This is a genomic window from Microbacterium aquimaris, assembly GCF_039531285.1.
In the GTDB taxonomy this organism is placed as follows: Bacteria; Actinomycetota; Actinomycetes; order Actinomycetales; family Microbacteriaceae; genus Microbacterium; species Microbacterium aquimaris.
Map to the genome: position 1 here is coordinate 686,626 of NZ_BAAAPT010000001.1, position 17,795 is coordinate 704,420.

The following is a 17,795-nucleotide window of genomic DNA, read 5'->3' on the forward strand; positions in this document are numbered from 1 at the left end:
GATACTCGGATGTATCCGTCTCAGTATTCCACGGGCTGAGCGGGCGATCGCCGGGGGTATCCCCCGTTCCCGCGGATCACACGAGTGCCGCGAGCGCGATTCCCGCCGAGGCTGCGGCGACGCACACCACGACCGTTCCGACGAGGTTGGACACCGCGCGCCGCGCCTGTCCATCGCGGAACATCAGCGCCGTGTCGACCGAGACGGTGCTGAAGGTCGTGAACCCGCCGAGGAGCCCCGTGCCGAGGACCGCGACCGCGTCGGCAGACAGGATGTGGGCGGACAGACCGGTCACGACGCCGAGCGCGAACGACCCCGCCGCGTTCACCAAGAAGATCCCCCGCGGGAACCGCTCCCTCGCCCCGCCCGTGATCAGGACGTCGGCCGAGTAGCGCAGACCCGCCCCGACCCCACCCGCGACGGCGACCACGACAAGCTGGAAGACGCTCACACCGCCCTCCCGAACGCTCTGCGGATGCCGCGTGCCGCCCAGATCCCCGCGAAGGCGGCGACCAGGCCGAGGGAGACCGCGACGAGCGCCAGCGCTGCCGCGAGCACGGGGGCGGTCGAGACCGCCACCGCGCTCTGAACGGCGAAGGCGCTGTACGTGGTGAATCCTCCGAGCATCCCGGTGCCCACGAACCCGCGCCACACCGGGTGCCGATCGCCGAGCGTCACAACGACGACTCCGAGGAGGAAGGAGCCGGCGACGTTGATGACCAGGGTCGCGAGCGTCACGGCGGACGGCTCTTCGATGGCCGTGGCGGGGAGAAGCGCGAGCTCGCGGAATGCCACGCCGACGGCGCCTCCCGCCATGACCGCGGCGAGCATGCGCGGGCGCACGAGCGGGGAGCGGGTCACGCGCCCACGATAGTCCCGAGGGGGATTCAGCCGAGGATGAGCCGGCGGATCGCCGACTCCGGCATCACGTTCAGGTCGAGCAGGTCACCCTTGGCATACCGGGCGAACACGCGCGGATCGATGTACGAGCCGCGGGCAACCGCCGGGGTGTTCCCCAACGACTCGGAGGTCACGCGCACCGCGAGTGCCTCGGCCCGCTTGCGATCGCGCTCGGTGTCGACGGTGCCCATGCGCGCAAGTGCGTCGGCGGCCAGAATCGTGCCTCGCAGGGTACGGAAATCCTTCGCCGTGAACACTCCTCCGGTCAGCGACCGCACGTGGGCGTTGACCTCGGCGGGGTTCAGCGACACACGGCGGCGCCCCTTCCGATAGCCGAGCAGAGGCGATCGCGCGCGCCCGACTACCAGTTCCGCGATGGCCGTCGCGAGGTCAGCGTCTTCGATCCGTATGCGGGCGCGCTGCCCGCTCTTGGCAGGGAAGGAGAGCGTGACGACGACGCCCTCGACCGCGGCGTCGCGACGTTGCAGAGTGGTGAGACCCCGACTCCCGTGCCGCTCGAGGTAGCGAGCCGAGCCGATCCGCGGCGCGCCCTCGTCCAGCAATGTGAAGGCGACACCGAGCACCCGCTCACGGTCGAGCGACTCGCGGCGCAACGCCCTCGTGGCGAGACGACGCGCCTGCGGGAGCGCGCCGGCGAGATCAAGGGCCCGGGCGAACTTGCGGCTGTCCCGCCGCGCGCGCCATTGCGGATGGTAGATGTACTGACGCCGTCCGGCGTCATCGACGCCCACGGCCTGGATGTGGCCGAAGTCCTCCGTGCACACCCAGACGTCCTGCCAAGCGGGCGGGATCACGAGCTGCTCGATGCGGGAACGGTCAGCGGCATCGATGTCCTGCCCGCTCGGATCGACGTACCGGAATCCGTTGCGCGAGCGCACGCGGGTGATCCCCGGGTCATCCGCGGGATGCACCCGGACCAGTCTGGCCACGTAGGCTCAGTGCTCGCGGAGCATGGAGATCAACTCCGCCTTGCGCTTGTCGGAGTAGCCACTGAGCCCGAGCTCCTTCGCGCGACCCTTGAGCTCATCGACGGTCCAGTCGTCGTAGCTACCGGACTGACCGCCGCGGCGACCGACGGTGCTCTCCCCGTCGTTCGCGGCGGCGTTGGAGATGCGCGCGGCCTTCTCCTTCGACGCGCCGTCCTTCCGCAACTCCTCGTACATGTCGCGATTCTTCAGGTTGGCTCCACGTCCCTCGGGCACGATGTCCTCCTCCGTTCGATGGTGGCGACGCTACTGCCGCGGGCGGCTGGTCTCATCGGGGTTGACAGCGCACGTCGACCGTCACTCGCGCCCGCGCCGGATGAGCTATCACCGGCGTTCTCGGCACGTCAACCCCCTGGGGCTATCCCGGCGGTGGTGCAACGGTCTATAGGTGCCGACCAGGCATGCGACCTGCCGCACAAGGCGCACGTCGACCATTCGAAGAGGAGCGACTTTCATGAACCTCGCACTGATCATCATCATCGTCGTCGCGATCGTTCTCGCGATCGTCGGCGGTCTCGGCGAAGCACTCAGCTGGCTGCTCTGGGTGGCGCTGATCGTCGGCATCATCGCGCTCATCGCCCTGCTGTTCCGGGTGATCAGCGGAAGCAAGCGCCCCTGACTTCCGTCTCGTGACACGGATGCCGCGGCCCCTCGGGGTCGCGGCATCCGTCGTTCATGCGCGTCACAGGTGCGCCTCGGCGTAGACGCGGAGGGCGTCCCGCACGAATTCGGCGCCTTCCGTGCCGCCGTCCGCCGTGGCGTAGTTCGCGCCGAAGCGCGGATCCGCGACGTACATGTCGGCCAGGCCCGCCACGTATCCCTTGACGTCTCCGCCGGGCTCGGCGGCCGGCGTGCCGGGGATTCCGGTCAGCCACTGCACGTGGCGGCCGGCGAGGTCCTGGGCCTCGGGCGATCCGGGGTCGACGCCGCTCTCCGCGGCGGCGACCCAGTCGCGCGCCAGTTGCGCCGCATTCTCCTGCCACTGCGCCTTCTGGTCGGGCTTCATGCCCCTCCACCAGGAATCGCCGCGCGCGTACGCGTCGGCCCCCCAGCGCTGTTCGACCTCCTCACGATGTCGCGAGTGGTCGAATCCGTCGAACATCTTCTCGGCCATCATCTGTTCACCTCCTTCCAGCGATGCGATCGTCGCCTCGACCGAGGCGATCTGCCGCGACGTGCGCTCGCGCTCACGACGTAGCCATTCCAGGTGGACGCGGAGGGCGTCCTCGGGCGACGTGCGCCGTTCGAGCACCTCCGCGATCTGCGGCAACCCGATTCCGAGTTCACGCAGAAGGAGGATCCGCTGCAGCCGCACCAGCGCGTCACCGTCGTAGTGGCGGTATCCGTTGGCGCCGATGCGGGACGGCGAAAGGAGCCCGATCGCGTCGTAGTGGCGAAGCGTGCGACTGGTCGTCCCGGCCAGCCGCGCGATCTGCTGTATCGACCACTCCATGCCCTCTCCTTCCTGACGCCACCACGCTAGGGGTTGACGTAGCGTCAATGTCAACCGCGACGGAGAGGACTTCTCAGGAGATCTGGAAAATCGCGATATATCGTGTTACCGTCGGCGTCACGATATATCGCGAGTATGGGGCTCGCGAGAAGGAGACGGACATGGCTCTGGAGAAGTGGATCATCCACCCGGGAGAGACACGCGTGATCGACCTCGACGACGTGCGCTCGCTGAAGATCGGCATGGTCGGCGGTCAGATCGACGTGATCGCCCACGACGAGCCCGGCGCCCGCATCGAGGTGCACGGGGTGACCGTGAAGGATCTGCGCATCGAGGCGAACGAAGACGCCGTCGAGATCGACCATCCGCAGCTGCGCTGGGACAACTTCCTCGAGGTGTTCCGCAACTTCGGATCAAGCGGCCCGAAGGCCGAGATCAGCGTCGTCGTGCCCCGCGCCGTCGCACTGAACCTGGGAGTCGTCAACGCCAGCGCCCTCGTCTCAGGCGTCCGGGGCGACTCGCGATTGAACACCGTCTCCGGCGACGTGATCGGAGACGGCCTCGACGGCGACCTGTCGATCAACGCCGTCTCGGGCGACGTGCAGATCCGCGAACTCGTCGGAACCCTCAGCGCCAACAGCGTTTCGGGCGACATCGCCGCCACCGGGGAGATCCGGAAGGCATCCATCGACACCGTGTCGGGGGCCATGGTCGTCGACTCGACCGGACCGACCCATGCGATCGGCCTCAACACCGTCAGCGGCAACGCCACGGTGCGACTGGACCACTCCCTACCGGTGAACGTGGTGGCCCGCAGCGTCAGCGGTCGCGTTCAGATCGACGGGGTGGTCCGCTCCGGTTCGGGGCCGACCAATTACACCGGTTCGTCCGGCGAACTCAGCGGCATGTTCGCCGACATCCGCACCAACTCGGTCTCCGGCGATCTGACCCTGGTGCGCCGGGACGGCGCGGCCTCGACCGACCCGGCCGCCCGCTCTGCCGCCGACACCGACACGGAAGGAGCCCGGTGATGCCCCCCGTCTTCTCGCACGGCGACCTGCGCCTCTACCTGCTGAACCTGCTCGATGACGGCCCTCGACACGGCTACGACATCATCCAGGCGCTCTCGGACCGCACCGGCGGCACCTACACACCCAGCGCCGGCACCATCTACCCGCGGCTGGCCAAGCTCGAGGAAGAGGGCCTGGTGAGCAAGACCGTCGACGGACGCAAAACCATCTACGAGATCACCGAAACAGGCCACGCCGAGGTCCTGGCACGCCGGGATGACCTCGCCGGGATCGAAGCCGGACTGGCCGACTCGGTGCGCCTGATCGCCGACGAGGTGCGCGGCAGCGTGCGCGACGCGATGCGGAGCCTGCGCGCCGACCTCGCCGCGGCCGGTGCGGAACAGCGACCAGACGGCGAGCCCGCGCCGGAGGACGCACGCACCCGCAGCCGGGAACAGCTTCAGCGTGCGGATGCGGCCGTCAACGACTTCCGCGGACGCATGCGCGCGGACCTGCGCACGCATGTCGCCCGGGGCGGTGACCTGACCGAGGCCCTCGTCGACGACATCGTCGCCGGCCTCGACGACATCGCCCGCGAGGTGACCCGCTCCCTCGCGGGCTGACGGTCAGGCCGGCCAGATCTCCTCGTCGTCGCCCACGGGTTCCCCGATCGGCACGACGAGGACGGGTCGGTGCTGCCGGTGGGTCAGTCGCGCGGCGACCGATCCCGTGAAGAACTCACGGATGGACTCACCGAGACCACGCTTGCGGGTGCCGACCACCAACAGCTTCGCGTCCACCTGTTCGGCGAGGTGCTTGATCGCCAGGGCCGGGTCGCCCACGAGCTGCCGCACACTCCAGTCGAGGTCATGCCCCTCGAGCACCTCGTTGGCCATGCGGGTCACCTCGGCCAGATCGGTCTCCCCTGCGGCGATGTTGATGTCGATGGGCGCGGTGTGCACGTACCCGTCGGGGTCCTCGTAGGTGACGAAACGCGTCACGTCGACGTGCACCACGAGCAGGTGCGCCCCCAGAAGCGAGGCGTACCGCCCAGCCTCCTTGAGGACGCGGTCGGGCAGGTCGGGGACCATGCCGACGATCACCGCACCGTGGACTCCCTCGGGGAGCTGAACGTCGAGCGCCTTGTCGGATTCCTCTTCGGCCATATGTCGCTGGTCCTCCTCTGCCGCCGGCACCGCCGCGGCTGGGGGCGCCGTGATATTCTGAATGCTACTCTTCCCGGTTCGATTCCGGATTTCGAAATGCCCGGGCCGTGGTAGCGAAGAGCACACAGCCCGCAACTCAGATATGAGGGGGTCAGGCATGGGGCGTGGCCGTCAGAAGGCGAAGCACACCAAGATCGCTCGTGAGCTGAAATCATTCAGTCCGAGCGTGAACTATGCTGCGCTCGAGCGCGAGCTCGCAACCCACAGCGACGAGGACAACTACGTCGACAAGTGGGCCGACCAGTACGAAGACGAAGACGAAGACGAGGAATCGCTCGAGCGAGCGTGACCTCCGTCATCCGAATCTGACGCGGACACAGCGCGTGCCACCAGGCAACGCGCTGTTTCGCATACCCGACCGCGATGAGATCGTGCGCTCTCGCACGGCCCGGCCGAGGCGTCTCTCCGCCGTCGCCGCGATGCGGTCCGCGGGCCCCACCGGTCAGCTCTCCTGCGAGCCTTCCACCCAGGCCAGGTACTCCTCGGTCACGGTGCCGGTGACGTAACGCCCGTCGAAACAGCTCAGGTCGAGGTCGTCGATGTCGGTGCCTTCGAGGATGGCCGCCTTCAGGTCTTCGACCTCCTGATAGACCATGTAGTCGGCCCCGAGTTCCTCGGCGATCTCGGGGATCGTCCGCCCGTGGGCGACCAGCTCGTGACGAGACGGCATGTTGATGCCGTACACGTGGGGGAAGCGCACCGGCGGCGCGGCGGACGCGAACGTGACCGTCCTGGCACCGGCGTCCCGGGCCATCTGGATGATCTCCTTGCTCGTGGTCCCGCGGACGATCGAGTCGTCGATCAGCAACACGTTCTTGCCCTTGAACTCGCTCGACATCGCATTGAGCTTCTGCCGCACGCTCTTTTTCCGCACCGCCTGGCCCGGCATGATGAAGGTGCGGCCCACATACCGGTTCTTGTAGAAGCCTTCGCGGTATTCGATCCCGAGCTTGCGGGCCACCTGCATCGCCGCCGGGCGGGACGAATCCGGAATGGGCATGACGACGTCGATCGCCTCGCGCGGCGTGTGCTTGGCGATCGTGTCGGCCAGCCGCTCCCCCATGCGAAGGCGTGCCTCGTACACCGAGATGCCGTTCATGACCGAGTCAGGGCGGGCGAGGTAGACGTACTCGAACGAGCACGGCGCGAGCGTGGTCTCGGTCGCGCACTGACGCGTGTGCAGATTGCCCTCGAGGTCGACGAAGACCGCTTCCCCGGGCATGACGTCGCGCACGACCTCGAACTCGCCGTTCTCGAGCACGAGCGATTCGCTCGTGACGACCCACTCGTACGTCCCGTCCGAGGCACGGCGCGTACCGAGGATGAGTGGCCGGATGCCGTAGGGGTCACGGAAGGCCAGGAGCCCATATCCCGCGATCAACGAGATCGCCGCATACGACCCCTCGACGCGCTCGTGTACCCGCGTGACGGCCTGGAAGATCTGCTCGGGATCGAGGTCGAGACCGGATATCGAGGACTGCAACTCGTTCGCGAGCACGTTCACGAGCAACTCCGTGTCGCTCGTCGTGTTCAGGTGGCGGCGATCCTTGCGGAACAGCTCCTCGGTGAGCTCTCGCGTATTCGTCAAGTTGCCGTTGTGGACCAACACGATGCCGTAGGGCGCGTTGACGTAGAACGGCTGCGCCTCCTCCTCGTTCCCGGCGGTGCCCTTGGTCGCGTACCGGACGTGGCCGAGACCGAGGTTGCCCAACAGCGAGCGCATGTCGCGGGTGCGGAACGCCTCGCGCACCTGCCCCTTCGCCTTGCGGACATGGAAGATCCCCGACGGCTCGGCCGTGGCGATCCCGGTGGAGTCCTGACCGCGATGCTGCAGCAGGAGGAGGGAGTCGTAGATTTCCTGGTTGACGAGCCCGCGGCCCACCATCCCGACGATTCCGCACATGGGTGTCAGCTGTCTCCGTCCGTGACGACGTCGTCGCCGTAGGCGCCGACCAGGCGCACGGCACCGCCGTCGACGCCCTTCGCGCCCTGCTCGTAGTCACCCTCGGGTCGTCGCCCGTCACCCACGACGCCGATCTGCCATGTGGCGATGCCGGCCCGGTTCAAGGCCGATGCCGCCTGTCCGGCGTGCTCCGCGGCGACGACAGCGACGAACCCGACTCCGAGGTTCCAGGTCCCCTCGGTGGCGGCGATGTCGAGGCCGCCGAGCTCGGCGAGGACCTGGAAGACCGTCGGCGGCGCCCAGGTCGAGCGGTCGATGTCGACCCAAGTCCCCCGAGGGAGGACGCGCGCGACGTTCGCGGCGATGCCGCCGCCGGTGACGTGGCTGAGGGCGTGCACGGCGTCGCCGGTCTCGGCGATCGTCTCAAGGAGCGGGCGGGTGTACAGGCGGGTGGGTTCGAGGAGCACCTCTCCCCACGTCTTGTCGCCGAAGTCTGCGGCCCGGTCGCCGTACTGCACGCCCGCGCCGGAGACGATATGGCGCACCAGGCTGTATCCGTTGGAGTGCAGGCCGCTGGATGCCAACGCCAGCACGACGTCTCCGGCCTGCACACGCTCCGCACCACGTACGGCGTCCGCCTCGACGACGCCCGTCGCGGCCCCCGCGACGTCGTAGTCGGCCGGACCGAGAAGACCGGGGTGCTCGGCGGTCTCGCCGCCCACGAGGGCGGTTCCCGTCTCGGAGCACCCACGGGCGATGCCGGCGACGATGTCGGCGATGCGCTCGGGCACGACCTTGCCGCACGCGATGTAGTCCGTCATGAACAGCGGCTTGGCACCCACGACCACGATGTCGTCGACGACCATGCCCACGAGGTCGAGGCCGATCGTGTCGTGTTTGTCGATCGCCTGTGCGATCGCGACCTTCGTCCCGACACCGTCGGTGCTGGACGCCAACAGCGGGCGACGGTAGTCGCGGATCGCGGACGCGTCGAAGAGTCCGGCGAAGCCGCCGACGCCACCGAGGACTTCGGGACCGTGGGTGCGTCGGACGGCGGACTTCATCAGCTCTACCGCGAGGTCGCCCGCAGCGGTGTCGACACCGGCTTGGGCATAGGGGTTCGCGGAGGCTTCGCTCGAGGGTGAGGCCACGGTCACAGCCTACCCCGATCCCGCCGACCCGCCCGGCCCTACAATGGCCGCATGAACGCCGGGGGGCCGGAGTGGGTGGTCCGCGAAGACGCGGGCCGGCCGGTGCTGCTCGCGCTCTACCTGCGGCACGCTCTCGGCATCCGCCCACCGGAGGAACTCCCCGCCCTCCGCGGCGTCCCCACCGCACCGCCGGCGGCACCCGATGACCGGCACCTGCGGCTGGAGCACGAATGGCGCGAGTACTGGGCGATGACCGTCGAACCTCAGGCACACCCCTCGTCCGTCCCGCTCGACCTCGTCGACGGGTTCGACACCCTCCTGGCGCTTCCGGTCGAGGGCTGCGACACGTTGCGCAGCGCCGTGGTCCCGCACGCCGCCGAGGCGCTCGCCTACTCCCGATCCGCCATGGAACGCTATCGGCACACCTCGTCCAGCGGCACGCACTCGGCCTACCGCGCCTATGCGAGCGCGATCGCGGAGCACGAACGGGCCGTGGGACGCCGCGCCCACTCGTTCGAACTGAACGTGCAGGTGCTTCCCCTCACCCAGCGCGGTGTGTGGTGGATCGGTTCGCTGACCATCGCGGTCACCGACGGACTCCGGGGGGACGTGGCGGCCTTCGACGCCGCCATCCACCCGATCATCGCCGAACTGGCGTGAGGCCTCAGGCGACGTCGTGGTCGACGGTGTGGTCGACCCGCACCGCACGGGTGCGACGGCCCACGGTGCGATCGAGGATCAGGGCGAGTCCGCCCATGATCGCCAGGCCGAGCGGGATGCAGATCAGCAACAGGAATCCGAAGACCTGCCCCTGGTCGTACACCAGGCCGGTGTTGGGGCTTTGATCGAAGGTGCCGCTGAACGAGAACGTGAGGACCATGGCGGCGACGATGCCCAGGGCCGCGCCGAGAGCGAGGAAGACGCCGTACTTGGGCGCGCGGCGCACGGTGAGGTTCTCGTCCATGGGTCCATCATCCCACTTGAGGCTGTGCCCGTCCCGAAGGCCCCCGGGTGCCGGTCAGGGGCGTAGGGGAAGCAGCGCGGCGATCTCGGACGCGCGGATGCCCGACGCGCCGAGGTCGGGGGTGTCCACCGCATCCGCCCACGACGACTTCCCCGTGGCGAGCGAGACCCACAGGGCGGGGGAGATCTCCACGACGTTCGGCGGGGTGCCACGGGTGTGGCGGGGACCCTCCACGACCTGGACGGCACCGAAGGGCGGCACCCGCACCTCGACCGACGTACCCGGTGCCTTCTCGGCCAACAGCTGCAGGAGGTAGCGCACGGCCGTACCCAGGTCCGCGCGCGCGGGCTGGGCCCCGGCGGCCGCGGCATCGTCCACGGCTGCGAGGGCCGCGCGACCGTCGTCCGTCGTGATCTTGCGAGCCATCCCCCGAGGCTAACCCCGCGGGCCTCGACACACGATGCCCGGCATCGGACCGGCCCCGGCCGCAACTCAGGCTGGGTGTGACGTCCCCACCCGAAACCCGGTCGAATCCGGCCCGCGGCCGCCCACCAGCCTGAGTTCGGGCCGGAGGACGAGGGGCAGACGGGAGCCGGGGAGCCGCCGTTAGGCTGGCGGGGTGAAGATCCTCGTTCTCGGCTCCGGTGCCCGCGAGCACGCCATCATCCTCGCCCTGCGGTCAGAGCAGGCCGCGCACGACATCCTCGCCGCCCCCGGGAACGCGGGGATCGGGCGCGACGCCACCCTGGTCGACCTCGACCCGAACGACCCGGGCGCGGTGACCGCTTTCGCGAAGGAGCACGCGGTCGACCTGGTCGTCGTCGGCCCGGAGGCGCCCCTTGTCGCCGGTGTCGCCGATGCGCTCCGCGAACGGGGCATCCCCGTGTTCGGTCCCGGCGCCGCCGCCGCACAGCTCGAAGGCTCGAAGGCTTTCGCGAAACGCATCATGGACGAGGCCGGCGTGCCCACCGGCCGCGCGGTCCGCGCCGCCACCGCCGCGGAGGTCGAAGCGGCCCTCGACGAGCTCGGCGCCCCGCACGTGGTCAAGGCCGACGGTCTGGCCGCCGGAAAGGGTGTCATCGTCACGGACGATCGTGACGCCGCGCTTGCCCACGCCGCCCAGTACCTTCCGAGCGGGCCGGTCCTCATCGAGGAGTTCCTGGCCGGACCTGAGGTGTCCCTCTTCTTCCTCTCGGACGGCGACCACGTGCTGCCGCTGAGCCCGGCACAGGACTTCAAGCGTCTCGCCGACGGCGACGCCGGCCCCAACACCGGCGGTATGGGGGCCTACTCTCCCCTCCCCTGGCTCGCCGACGGCTTCGGTGGAGAGGACGCCTTCGTCGACCTCGTCACACGCGAGATCGCCGAACCGGTCATCCGCCGCCTCGATGCCGAGGGCACCCCCTTCATCGGGTTGCTCTACGCCGGCCTGATCCTCACGGAGACCGGCGTGAAGGTCATCGAGTTCAACGCCCGCTTCGGCGATCCCGAAACGCAGGTCGTGTTGCCTCGACTGGCGGACCCGCTGTCCGAGCTGCTCCTGGCCGCCGCATCCGGCCACCTCGAAGACCACGACCGACCGTCCTTCACCGACGACGCCGCGGTGACGGTCGTGATCGCGAGCGAGGGATACCCGGTCGAGCCCGTCACCGGACGCACCCTCACCGGACTCGAAGAAGCCGAGCAGGTGGACGGGGTCCACCTCGCCCACGCCGCCACCGCGCTGCACGACGGGCAGTTCCTCGCCACCGGCGGTCGCGTGCTGAACGTCGTCGGCGTGGGATCGACCCTCGCCGATGCACGGCGTCAGGTGTACCTCGGGGTCGAGGCCATCGACCTCGAGGGCGGGCAACACCGCCGAGACATCGCGGCGCGTGCCGCCGACTTCTGACCCGCACTCCCTGGCCGCCCCCTCACGCTGTCGGGACGGGCCACCTCACCCGATCCTCCTCGCGGTGGGGATAATGGGCGGGTGAGCTCCGCCGCCCCCTCCCCCGCCTCTGCCGATCTTCCGGGTTGGCGCCACGTCTACTCGGGCAAGGTCCGCGACCTCTACGTCCCGGCCGATGTACCCGACTCGGACGACGCCGAGCGGATGCTCGTCGTCGCCAGCGACCGCGTGTCGGCGTTCGACCACGTCCTCTCCCCGGGCATCGCCGGCAAGGGCGAATTGCTCACGACCCTCAGCATGTGGTGGTTCGATCGGCTCGCCGGGGCCGACGGCGGCCCTCGCATCCCGAACCATCTCGTCGACGGCGCCGAGCCGCCCACCGAAGTCGCCGGTCGCGCGATGATCGTGCACGCGCTGGAGATGCTGCCGATCGAGTGTGTCGTCCGCGGCTACCTCACCGGGTCGGGCTATCAGGAGTACCTCGCCTCCGGGACGGTCTGCGGAATCCCCCTCCCGGAGGGTCTGGCCGACGGCGACCGCCTCCCCGAGCCGCTGTACACCCCCGCGTACAAAGCACCGATGGGAGAGCATGATGAGAACATCACGTTCGAGCAATCGGTCGAACTCGTCGGCGAGGAACGGGCGAACGCGTTGCGGGATGCCTCTCTGGCGATCTACGCCCGGGCTGCGGCGACCGCGGAGGCGGCCGGCCTGATCCTTGCGGACACGAAGTTCGAGTTCGGACAGGACCTGGAAGGAACCCTCACCCTGGCCGACGAGGTCCTCACAAGCGATTCGTCCAGGTATTGGGATGCGCGTGCGTGGCGCGAGGGGGCGTCCCCCGCCGAGCGGATGGCGAGCTTCGACAAGCAGATCGTGCGCGACTGGCTCTCGGCCAACTGGGACAAGACCGGTGCCCCGCCCGAGCTTCCGGCGCAGATCGTCGATCGGACCACCGCCCGCTACCGCGAGTTGCTCGAGCGCCTGGTCGCCTGAGCCCGCGGCGGCTCCCACCCGTCAGCCCAGCAGCATCCGTTCGAGGTTCTCGATCGGCTCGTACCAACCCTGCTCGAGCACCCAGGTCTGGAAGGCGCGATCCCACCCGAGGGCGACGCCGACTCCGACCACGACCAGAATCCCGCCGATCACGCGGCGGAAGACCCCGTGGGGGTTGCTCAGCCACCCGAGCTTGCGCACGAGCGCCGTGCCGGCGAGCGCGACACCGAGTAGCGCGAGGGCCAGTCCGACCGCATAGGCGGTGACGTACACGGTTCCGGCGGCGAAGCTGGCGGGCAGCACGGTGGCCACGATGAGGGCGTACGTCGGCGAGCAACTGCTGAACGCCGGCCCGAGCGCCGCGCCGAGCGCGATGTCTCCGCTGAGTCCGCTGCGTCGGTAGCCGCGGTCGAGGAGGCGCCCGCCGCCGGCCTGCAGCCCGGTCGCCATCGTGACGCGTTCCCACAGGGTTGGGAACAGCATCGTCAGGCCGAGCACGGCGACGATGACACCGGAGATCGACTGCCACACCCATGCCGGCACCCCCAGCAGGGCGGAGGTTGCCTTCAGCAGCAGGGTGAAGGCGACGACGGATGCGGCCAGAGAGCCCGCGATCACCATCGGGCGGAACCACTGCCGCTCGGCGACGCCATCGTCGGCCTGCGTGCGGGCGGCGGTCCCCCCGACGATGACGGGCAGGAGAGGCAGGACGCACGGCGCGAGCACCGTCAAGACCCCCGCCGCGAACGAGACGAGCGTGAGGGCGAGCATCAGCCGATGCCGAGCCCCGCCAGCGCCGTGTCCAGAGACGGGTCGTCGTACGGGACGAACGAGGCGACGGCGGCGCCCGAATCGTCCAGCGCGACCACGGTCGTCTGCTGTCGCACGTCGTACTTCTGACGCAGATCCTGGTGGGTGTCGTAGTCGACCTTCAGCACCGTGACCCCGTCCGGCACCCCCTCGGCGACGATGTCCTCGTCGAGGGCACGGCACTGGGGGCACCACGTGGCGTGGAAGAACAACACCCGCGTCCCCTCGGCCGCGGCGAGCGCGCTCTCGGAGTAGTCCACGTAGGCGCCCGGCGAGGCGCCGGGCTCGCTGTCGGACGCGGTGTCGTCCTCCGCCTGCGCCTCCTGCTCTGCGTCGGCGGCGTCCGCCGCGTCCGCCTCCGCGGCGGAGTCGTCGCCCATGGGCGACTCGGTCGCGACGGCGGCGGGATCATCGCTCCCCGCCAAGGAGACGGCGACGGCACCGCCCACACCGACGGCGAGCACACCCGCGATGGCCAGGGCGACGACAGTTCCGCGCTTCATGGTTCCATCCTCACCCGCGGGAGCCGATAGAGGGGTGACGAAGCGGTGACGGATCCGGTGGGCAACAACCGATATCGTGTCGGCGGCGCGGATTCGTCGCCACACATCCTCGAGGAGCACGTATGCCTGTCTGGTCCCTGCACGGAAACGGTCGAACCGTCGAACCCGGGAAGGTGGTGGCGCCCACCGAGCGCCTCAACTGGGGTGCGACCGCCGCGATCGGCATGCAGCACGTGATCGCCATGTTCGGGGCGACGTTCCTCGTACCGGTGCTGACCGGTTTCCCGGTGCCCACGACGCTGTTGTTCTCGGGTGTCGGCACGATCTTGTTCCTGCTGGTCACCCGCAACAAGCTGCCCAGCTACCTCGGCTCGTCGTTCGCGTTCATCGCCCCGGTGACCGCGGCCACGGCGACCGCGGGCATGGGGTCGGCGCTGGCCGGCATCGTCGCGGTCGGCCTGCTGCTCGCGGCCGTCGGTGTGATCGTGCAGTTCGCCGGGCTCGGGTGGATCGACCGTCTGATGCCCCCGGTGGTCGCCGGCGCCATCGTGGCGCTCATCGGCTTCAACCTCGCACCGGTGGCGTGGACGAACTTCCAGGTGCAACCGCTGACGGCGACGATCACGCTCGTCTCGGTCGTGCTGTTCAGCGTGCTGTTCCGCGGGTTCCTGGGGCGGATTTCGATTTTCCTCGGCGTGATCGTCGGCTACGTCGTGGCACTGCTGTCGGGCGAAATCGACTTCACGGCCGTCGAGCAGGCCGCCTGGGTCGGTCTGCCCGAGTTCCAGATCGCCGACTTCACCTCGCCGCAGACGTGGGGGGTGATCGCGATGTTCCTCCCCGTCGTGCTCGTCCTCATCGCTGAAAACGTCGGCCACGTGCGCGGTGTCGCGACGATGACGGATGCCTCGGTGAACCGTCACACCGGTCGTGCGCTCATCGCCGACGGCGCGGCCACCACGGTCGCGGGTTTCTTCGGCGGGTCGGGGACGACCACCTACGGCGAGAACATCGGCGTCATGGCTGCCACCCGCGTGTACTCGACCGCCGCGTACTGGGTCGCCGGCGCCACGGCGATCCTTCTCAGCCTCTCCCCCAAAGTCGGGGAGCTGTTCAACTCGATCCCCGCGGGCGTACTCGGCGGCGTGACCACCGCGCTCTACGGCCTCATCGGGATCATCGGGATCAAGATCTGGGTCGACAACCGCGTGGACTTCTCCCGCCCGGTCAACCAGTACACCGGCGCCGTGGCGCTGGTGATCGCCATCGCGGGGTTCACGATGCAGTGGGGCGACTTCCAGCTCGGCGCCATCGTGATCGGATCGGCCGCGGCGTTGCTGATCTACCACCTCGGGAACGCCATCGCGCGCGCCCGCAAGACCGGTGCGGACGACGGAGGTCCGATCCCCGCAGTCGGTCCGCTGGGCGGCGACCCGGAGTGAGGTGAGCCGGCCTCCGGCGCCGGAGGTCAGGCGGAGTCGCGCACGATGAGGTCGGCGGGCAGCACGGTGACGTGGTCGGGCTCGAGACCGGCGAGCCGGTCGAGGAGCATGTTCGCCATCTGCTCACCCTGCTCGAACGAGGGCTGTCGCACCGTCGTGAGCTGCGGGCTGACGGATGTCGCGACCGGCGAGTCGTCGAAGCCGACGATGGCGATGTCGTCGGGCACCGCGATTCCCTCGGCCGCGAGCACGCTCAGCACCCCCTGGGCCATCAGGTCGCTCGCGACGAAGATCGCCTCGGGGAGCGCGTCCGTGGCGAGCATCCGGCGCATCGCCACCGCTCCCCCGTCCGTCGTGAAGTCGCCGTCTTCGACGACCCCCTCGGGGAGGCCGGCGGCGGCGAGGGCGTCACGCCAGCCCTGCAACCGGTCGACGGCGGCGGGCATGTCGAGAGGACCCGTGATGGTCGCGATGCGCGTGCGACCGGTTGCGATCAGATGCGCCGTCGCCTCATAGCCGCCGCGCCGATTGTCGACGTCGACGTAGTAGTCGCGCTCGCGCGCGGTCACCGGGCGACCACCGTAGACCACCGGGACCACCGCTGCGATCCGGTCGAGATAGGTGTCGCTGGTGTGGTGCGAGACCACGATCGCACCGTCGACCGCACCCGAGCGCATGTAACTCGTGGTCTTGTCTCCGGGATCGTCGCTGGCGATCACGAGGTTGAGCACGTAGTCGGACTGGCTCAGTCGCGCGTTGATACCGGAGACGACCGAGGCGAAGAACGGGTCGCCGAAGAACCGGGTGGTGTCTTCCGGGACGATCAGCGCGATCGCGTGCGTCTGCCGGCTCGCAAGGGTCCGTGCGGCGCGGTTGGGCACGTAGTTGAGGTCGGCGATCGCACGGTTGACCGCCTCGACGGCCTCAGGACTCACCGCCGGGGAACCGTTCACGACGCGTGACACGGTCGACCGCGACACTCCGGCCGCGGTGGCGACCTCTTCGATCGTGACGGCCGCGCGAGCTGCGGACGACGTGGTCATCACGACTCCTTCCCTACGCCTGCGCGATCGGGCGGTGGGGGGTCACAGCGTACGCGAGGCGATGATGCGAGCGTACTCGCGACCGCTGTCCTTCAGGGATCGCTCCTGCGTCTCGTAGTCGACGCGCACGATCCCGAATCGCTTCTCGTACCCCCACGCCCACTCGAAGTTGTCGAGCATCGACCAGTAGAAGTAGCCGTCCACATCCACTCCGGCGTCGATCGCGTCGAGCACGGCGCCGAGGTGACCGCGCAGGAACTCGACGCGGTCCGCGTCGTGCACACGGGTCTGCCCGTCCTCGATCACGGCGACGTCGTCGTAGGCGGCCCCGTTCTCGGTGACGTACAGCGCCGTCCCGGCGGGGCCCGCGTAGTCTGCCGACACTCGCTGGAGCAGGCGGGTGAGGCCCTCCGGCTGCACCTCCCACTGCATCGGGGTGCGCGGCAGTCCGCGCTCGTGCCAGAAGATGCGCTCGTGCGACGGGAACGGCGAGTGGGCCGGACGTTCCGTCGGGGCGTCGCCACCGATCGGGGCGAGATCCGGCTCGTGTCCGCTCACGTATTCCCCGTGATAGTAGTTCACCCCGAGGGAGTCGATGTGGGTCGAGATCGTCTCGAGGTCTCCGGGCTGCACGGCCGCTTCGAAGGATGCGACGGCGCCGGCGTCGACAGCGCGGATGTCTTCGACCACGTCGGCCGGGTACTCCCCGCGGAAGATCGGGTCGAGGAACCACCGGTTGAACTGACCGTCGATGCGGCGCGCGGCGTCGAGGTCGGCGGGGTCGCTCAGGTCGACCGCGTCGGCGACGGTGAGGTTCAAGGTGATGCCGAGATTCAGCGATGCGTCACGCTCGCGCAGTGCGCCGATGGTCTGACCATGAGCGAGCATGAGGTGATGCGCGGCGAGCATCCCCTCCTCGACGCTGTAGTGGCCCGGCGCGTGGATACCCGCGGTGTAGCTCAGGAACGACGAGCACCACGGCTCGTTGAGGGTCGTCCACACCTTGACCCGATCGCCGAGGGCGTCGTGCATGTCGAGTGCGTACTCGGTGAAGCGCGCCGCGGTGTCGCGGTTGGCCCATCCGCCCTTTTCCTGCAGCGCCTGCGGCAGATCCCAGTGGTAGAGGGTGAGCCAGGGCAGGATGTCGGCGTCGAGCAACTCGTCGACGAGACGCTTGTAGAAGTCGACCCCGGCGGGGTTCACCTGCCCGCCGTCGGGACGGACGCGCGACCACGACGTCGAGAACCGGTACGTGTTCAGACCGAGGTCTTTCATCAGCGCCACATCATCGCGGTAGCGGTGGTAGTGGTCGCAGGCGACATCCCCGTTGTCTCCGTTGATGACCGCGTCGGGCACCCGGCAGAACGCGTCCCAAATCGAATCCCGGCGTCCGTCCTCGTGAGCCGCGCCTTCGATCTGGAACGCGGCGGTGGCCGCACCGAACAGGAAGTCCGCCGGGAACGGGCGTGTGGGAGCGGTCATCTGGGGGGATTCCT

At 69.2% G+C, this 17,795-nt stretch carries 22 protein-coding genes; 8 read left to right on the plus strand and 14 right to left on the minus strand.

What is annotated here, in order from left to right:
• Window positions 1–76: 76 nt before the first annotated feature.
• Genes ABD204_RS03190 through ABD204_RS03205 form a run of 4 tightly spaced genes read right to left on the minus strand, consistent with a single transcriptional unit; the run spans window position 77 to window position 2,123 of the window.
• A complete protein-coding gene (locus ABD204_RS03190) occupies window positions 77–451 on the minus strand; it encodes a fluoride efflux transporter FluC (RefSeq protein ID WP_194423240.1) in 375 nt (124 codons plus the stop codon).
• A complete protein-coding gene (locus ABD204_RS03195; protein WP_322597494.1) occupies window positions 448–861 on the minus strand; it encodes a fluoride efflux transporter FluC in 414 nt (137 codons plus the stop codon). The genes ABD204_RS03190 and ABD204_RS03195 overlap by 4 nt, the downstream gene beginning before the upstream one ends.
• A gap of 26 nt (window positions 862–887) precedes the next feature.
• Window positions 888–1,850, minus strand: coding sequence for a DNA topoisomerase IB (locus tag ABD204_RS03200; RefSeq protein ID WP_194423241.1), 963 nt, complete (start codon window positions 1,848–1,850; stop codon window positions 888–890).
• Between the two features lie 6 nt (window positions 1,851–1,856).
• Complete coding sequence (locus ABD204_RS03205) at window positions 1,857–2,123, minus strand: DUF7218 family protein (protein ID WP_322597495.1); 267 nt, start codon at window positions 2,121–2,123, stop codon at window positions 1,857–1,859.
• Between the two features lie 238 nt (window positions 2,124–2,361).
• Between ABD204_RS03205 and ABD204_RS03210 the strand changes: the two genes are divergently transcribed.
• Window positions 2,362–2,526 (plus strand): hypothetical protein, encoded by a 165-nt coding sequence (locus ABD204_RS03210; RefSeq protein WP_194423242.1) that lies wholly within the window; start codon window positions 2,362–2,364, stop codon window positions 2,524–2,526.
• Between the two features lie 63 nt (window positions 2,527–2,589).
• Here ABD204_RS03210 and ABD204_RS03215 read toward each other — a convergent pair whose 3' ends face one another.
• Window positions 2,590–3,360 (minus strand): MerR family transcriptional regulator, encoded by a 771-nt coding sequence (locus ABD204_RS03215; RefSeq protein WP_194423243.1) that lies wholly within the window; start codon window positions 3,358–3,360, stop codon window positions 2,590–2,592.
• A 161-nt stretch (window positions 3,361–3,521) separates the two neighbouring features.
• Here ABD204_RS03215 and ABD204_RS03220 point away from each other — a divergent pair, with 161 nt between their 5' ends.
• Together ABD204_RS03220 and ABD204_RS03225 are read left to right on the plus strand one after the other, a co-directional pair.
• Window positions 3,522–4,391, plus strand: coding sequence for a DUF4097 family beta strand repeat-containing protein (locus ABD204_RS03220; RefSeq protein WP_194423244.1), 870 nt, complete (start codon window positions 3,522–3,524; stop codon window positions 4,389–4,391).
• Window positions 4,391–4,993 carry a PadR family transcriptional regulator gene (locus ABD204_RS03225; RefSeq protein ID WP_194423245.1) on the plus strand — a complete coding sequence of 201 codons (603 nt, stop codon included), beginning with the start codon at window positions 4,391–4,393 and terminating at the stop codon, window positions 4,991–4,993. Before ABD204_RS03220 ends, ABD204_RS03225 begins: the two co-directional genes overlap by 1 nt.
• Window positions 4,994–4,996: 3 nt before the next feature.
• Here the strand turns inward: ABD204_RS03225 and ABD204_RS03230 are convergent, their stop codons facing one another.
• Window positions 4,997–5,536: a universal stress protein gene (locus ABD204_RS03230; RefSeq protein ID WP_194423246.1), complete on the minus strand. Its 540-nt coding sequence runs from the start codon at window positions 5,534–5,536 to the stop codon at window positions 4,997–4,999.
• A 157-nt stretch (window positions 5,537–5,693) separates the two neighbouring features.
• Between ABD204_RS03230 and ABD204_RS03235 the strand changes: the two genes are divergently transcribed.
• The gene (locus ABD204_RS03235; protein ID WP_194423247.1) at window positions 5,694–5,885 is read left to right on the plus strand and encodes a DUF3073 domain-containing protein; all 192 of its coding nucleotides are present in this window, start codon (window positions 5,694–5,696) and stop codon (window positions 5,883–5,885) included.
• 153 nt (window positions 5,886–6,038) lie between these two features.
• Here ABD204_RS03235 and purF read toward each other — a convergent pair whose 3' ends face one another.
• Window positions 6,039–7,499 (minus strand): amidophosphoribosyltransferase, encoded by a 1,461-nt coding sequence (gene purF, locus ABD204_RS03240; RefSeq protein ID WP_194423248.1) that lies wholly within the window; start codon window positions 7,497–7,499, stop codon window positions 6,039–6,041.
• A gap of 5 nt (window positions 7,500–7,504) precedes the next feature.
• A complete protein-coding gene (purM, locus tag ABD204_RS03245; RefSeq protein ID WP_409263971.1) occupies window positions 7,505–8,650 on the minus strand; it encodes a phosphoribosylformylglycinamidine cyclo-ligase in 1,146 nt (381 codons plus the stop codon).
• A 51-nt stretch (window positions 8,651–8,701) separates the two neighbouring features.
• On the opposite strand from purM, the gene ABD204_RS03250 reads away from it, so the two are divergent.
• Complete coding sequence (locus ABD204_RS03250; RefSeq protein WP_194423250.1) at window positions 8,702–9,310, plus strand: zinc-binding alcohol dehydrogenase; 609 nt, start codon at window positions 8,702–8,704, stop codon at window positions 9,308–9,310.
• Window positions 9,311–9,314: 4 nt separating this feature from the next.
• Here the strand turns inward: ABD204_RS03250 and ABD204_RS03255 are convergent, their stop codons facing one another.
• Entirely contained in the window at window positions 9,315–9,614 is a 300-nt protein-coding gene (locus ABD204_RS03255) for a potassium transporter Trk (protein WP_194423251.1), read from the minus strand.
• Window positions 9,615–9,668: 54 nt separating this feature from the next.
• The gene (locus ABD204_RS03260; RefSeq protein WP_194423252.1) at window positions 9,669–10,040 is read right to left on the minus strand and encodes a sterol carrier family protein; all 372 of its coding nucleotides are present in this window, start codon (window positions 10,038–10,040) and stop codon (window positions 9,669–9,671) included.
• A gap of 193 nt (window positions 10,041–10,233) precedes the next feature.
• Between ABD204_RS03260 and purD the strand changes: the two genes are divergently transcribed.
• Window positions 10,234–11,505: a phosphoribosylamine--glycine ligase gene (purD, locus tag ABD204_RS03265; protein ID WP_194423253.1), complete on the plus strand. Its 1,272-nt coding sequence runs from the start codon at window positions 10,234–10,236 to the stop codon at window positions 11,503–11,505.
• Between the two features lie 81 nt (window positions 11,506–11,586).
• Window positions 11,587–12,501 (plus strand): phosphoribosylaminoimidazolesuccinocarboxamide synthase, encoded by a 915-nt coding sequence (locus tag ABD204_RS03270; RefSeq protein ID WP_194423254.1) that lies wholly within the window; start codon window positions 11,587–11,589, stop codon window positions 12,499–12,501.
• A 21-nt stretch (window positions 12,502–12,522) separates the two neighbouring features.
• Here ABD204_RS03270 and ABD204_RS03275 read toward each other — a convergent pair whose 3' ends face one another.
• On the minus strand, window positions 12,523–13,272 hold the full coding sequence (locus ABD204_RS03275; protein WP_194423255.1) for a cytochrome c biogenesis CcdA family protein: 750 nt from the start codon (window positions 13,270–13,272) through the stop codon (window positions 12,523–12,525).
• Entirely contained in the window at window positions 13,272–13,814 is a 543-nt protein-coding gene (locus tag ABD204_RS03280) for a thioredoxin family protein (RefSeq protein WP_194423256.1), read from the minus strand. Before ABD204_RS03280 ends, ABD204_RS03275 begins: the two co-directional genes overlap by 1 nt.
• 122 nt (window positions 13,815–13,936) lie before the next feature.
• On the opposite strand from ABD204_RS03280, the gene ABD204_RS03285 reads away from it, so the two are divergent.
• Window positions 13,937–15,256 (plus strand): uracil-xanthine permease family protein, encoded by a 1,320-nt coding sequence (locus ABD204_RS03285; protein ID WP_194423257.1) that lies wholly within the window; start codon window positions 13,937–13,939, stop codon window positions 15,254–15,256.
• Between the two features lie 26 nt (window positions 15,257–15,282).
• Here ABD204_RS03285 and ABD204_RS03290 read toward each other — a convergent pair whose 3' ends face one another.
• Window positions 15,283–16,299 carry a LacI family DNA-binding transcriptional regulator gene (locus ABD204_RS03290; RefSeq protein WP_194423258.1) on the minus strand — a complete coding sequence of 339 codons (1,017 nt, stop codon included), beginning with the start codon at window positions 16,297–16,299 and terminating at the stop codon, window positions 15,283–15,285.
• 42 nt (window positions 16,300–16,341) lie between these two features.
• The gene (locus tag ABD204_RS03295; protein WP_241747766.1) at window positions 16,342–17,781 is read right to left on the minus strand and encodes a GH1 family beta-glucosidase; all 1,440 of its coding nucleotides are present in this window, start codon (window positions 17,779–17,781) and stop codon (window positions 16,342–16,344) included.
• Window positions 17,782–17,795 lie beyond the last annotated feature (14 nt).

Coding starts and splice junctions, on each gene's coding strand:
- ABD204_RS03275 (WP_194423255.1), bottom strand. CDS start 13,272: ATGCTCGCCCTCACGCTCGTCTCGTTCGCGGCGGGGGTCTTGACGGTG.
- ABD204_RS03230 (WP_194423246.1), bottom strand. CDS start 5,536: ATGGCCGAAGAGGAATCCGACAAGGCGCTCGACGTTCAGCTCCCCGAG.
- ABD204_RS03280 (WP_194423256.1), bottom strand. CDS start 13,814: ATGAAGCGCGGAACTGTCGTCGCCCTGGCCATCGCGGGTGTGCTCGCC.
- ABD204_RS03285 (WP_194423257.1), top strand. CDS start 13,937: ATGCCTGTCTGGTCCCTGCACGGAAACGGTCGAACCGTCGAACCCGGG.
- ABD204_RS03215 (WP_194423243.1), bottom strand. CDS start 3,360: ATGGAGTGGTCGATACAGCAGATCGCGCGGCTGGCCGGGACGACCAGT.
- ABD204_RS03225 (WP_194423245.1), top strand. CDS start 4,391: ATGCCCCCCGTCTTCTCGCACGGCGACCTGCGCCTCTACCTGCTGAAC.
- ABD204_RS03210 (WP_194423242.1), top strand. CDS start 2,362: ATGAACCTCGCACTGATCATCATCATCGTCGTCGCGATCGTTCTCGCG.
- ABD204_RS03255 (WP_194423251.1), bottom strand. CDS start 9,614: ATGGACGAGAACCTCACCGTGCGCCGCGCGCCCAAGTACGGCGTCTTC.
- ABD204_RS03260 (WP_194423252.1), bottom strand. CDS start 10,040: ATGGCTCGCAAGATCACGACGGACGACGGTCGCGCGGCCCTCGCAGCC.
- ABD204_RS03250 (WP_194423250.1), top strand. CDS start 8,702: ATGAACGCCGGGGGGCCGGAGTGGGTGGTCCGCGAAGACGCGGGCCGG.
- purF (WP_194423248.1), bottom strand. CDS start 7,499: ATGTGCGGAATCGTCGGGATGGTGGGCCGCGGGCTCGTCAACCAGGAA.
- ABD204_RS03295 (WP_241747766.1), bottom strand. CDS start 17,781: ATGACCGCTCCCACACGCCCGTTCCCGGCGGACTTCCTGTTCGGTGCG.
- ABD204_RS03235 (WP_194423247.1), top strand. CDS start 5,694: ATGGGGCGTGGCCGTCAGAAGGCGAAGCACACCAAGATCGCTCGTGAG.
- ABD204_RS03290 (WP_194423258.1), bottom strand. CDS start 16,299: ATGACCACGTCGTCCGCAGCTCGCGCGGCCGTCACGATCGAAGAGGTC.
- ABD204_RS03220 (WP_194423244.1), top strand. CDS start 3,522: ATGGCTCTGGAGAAGTGGATCATCCACCCGGGAGAGACACGCGTGATC.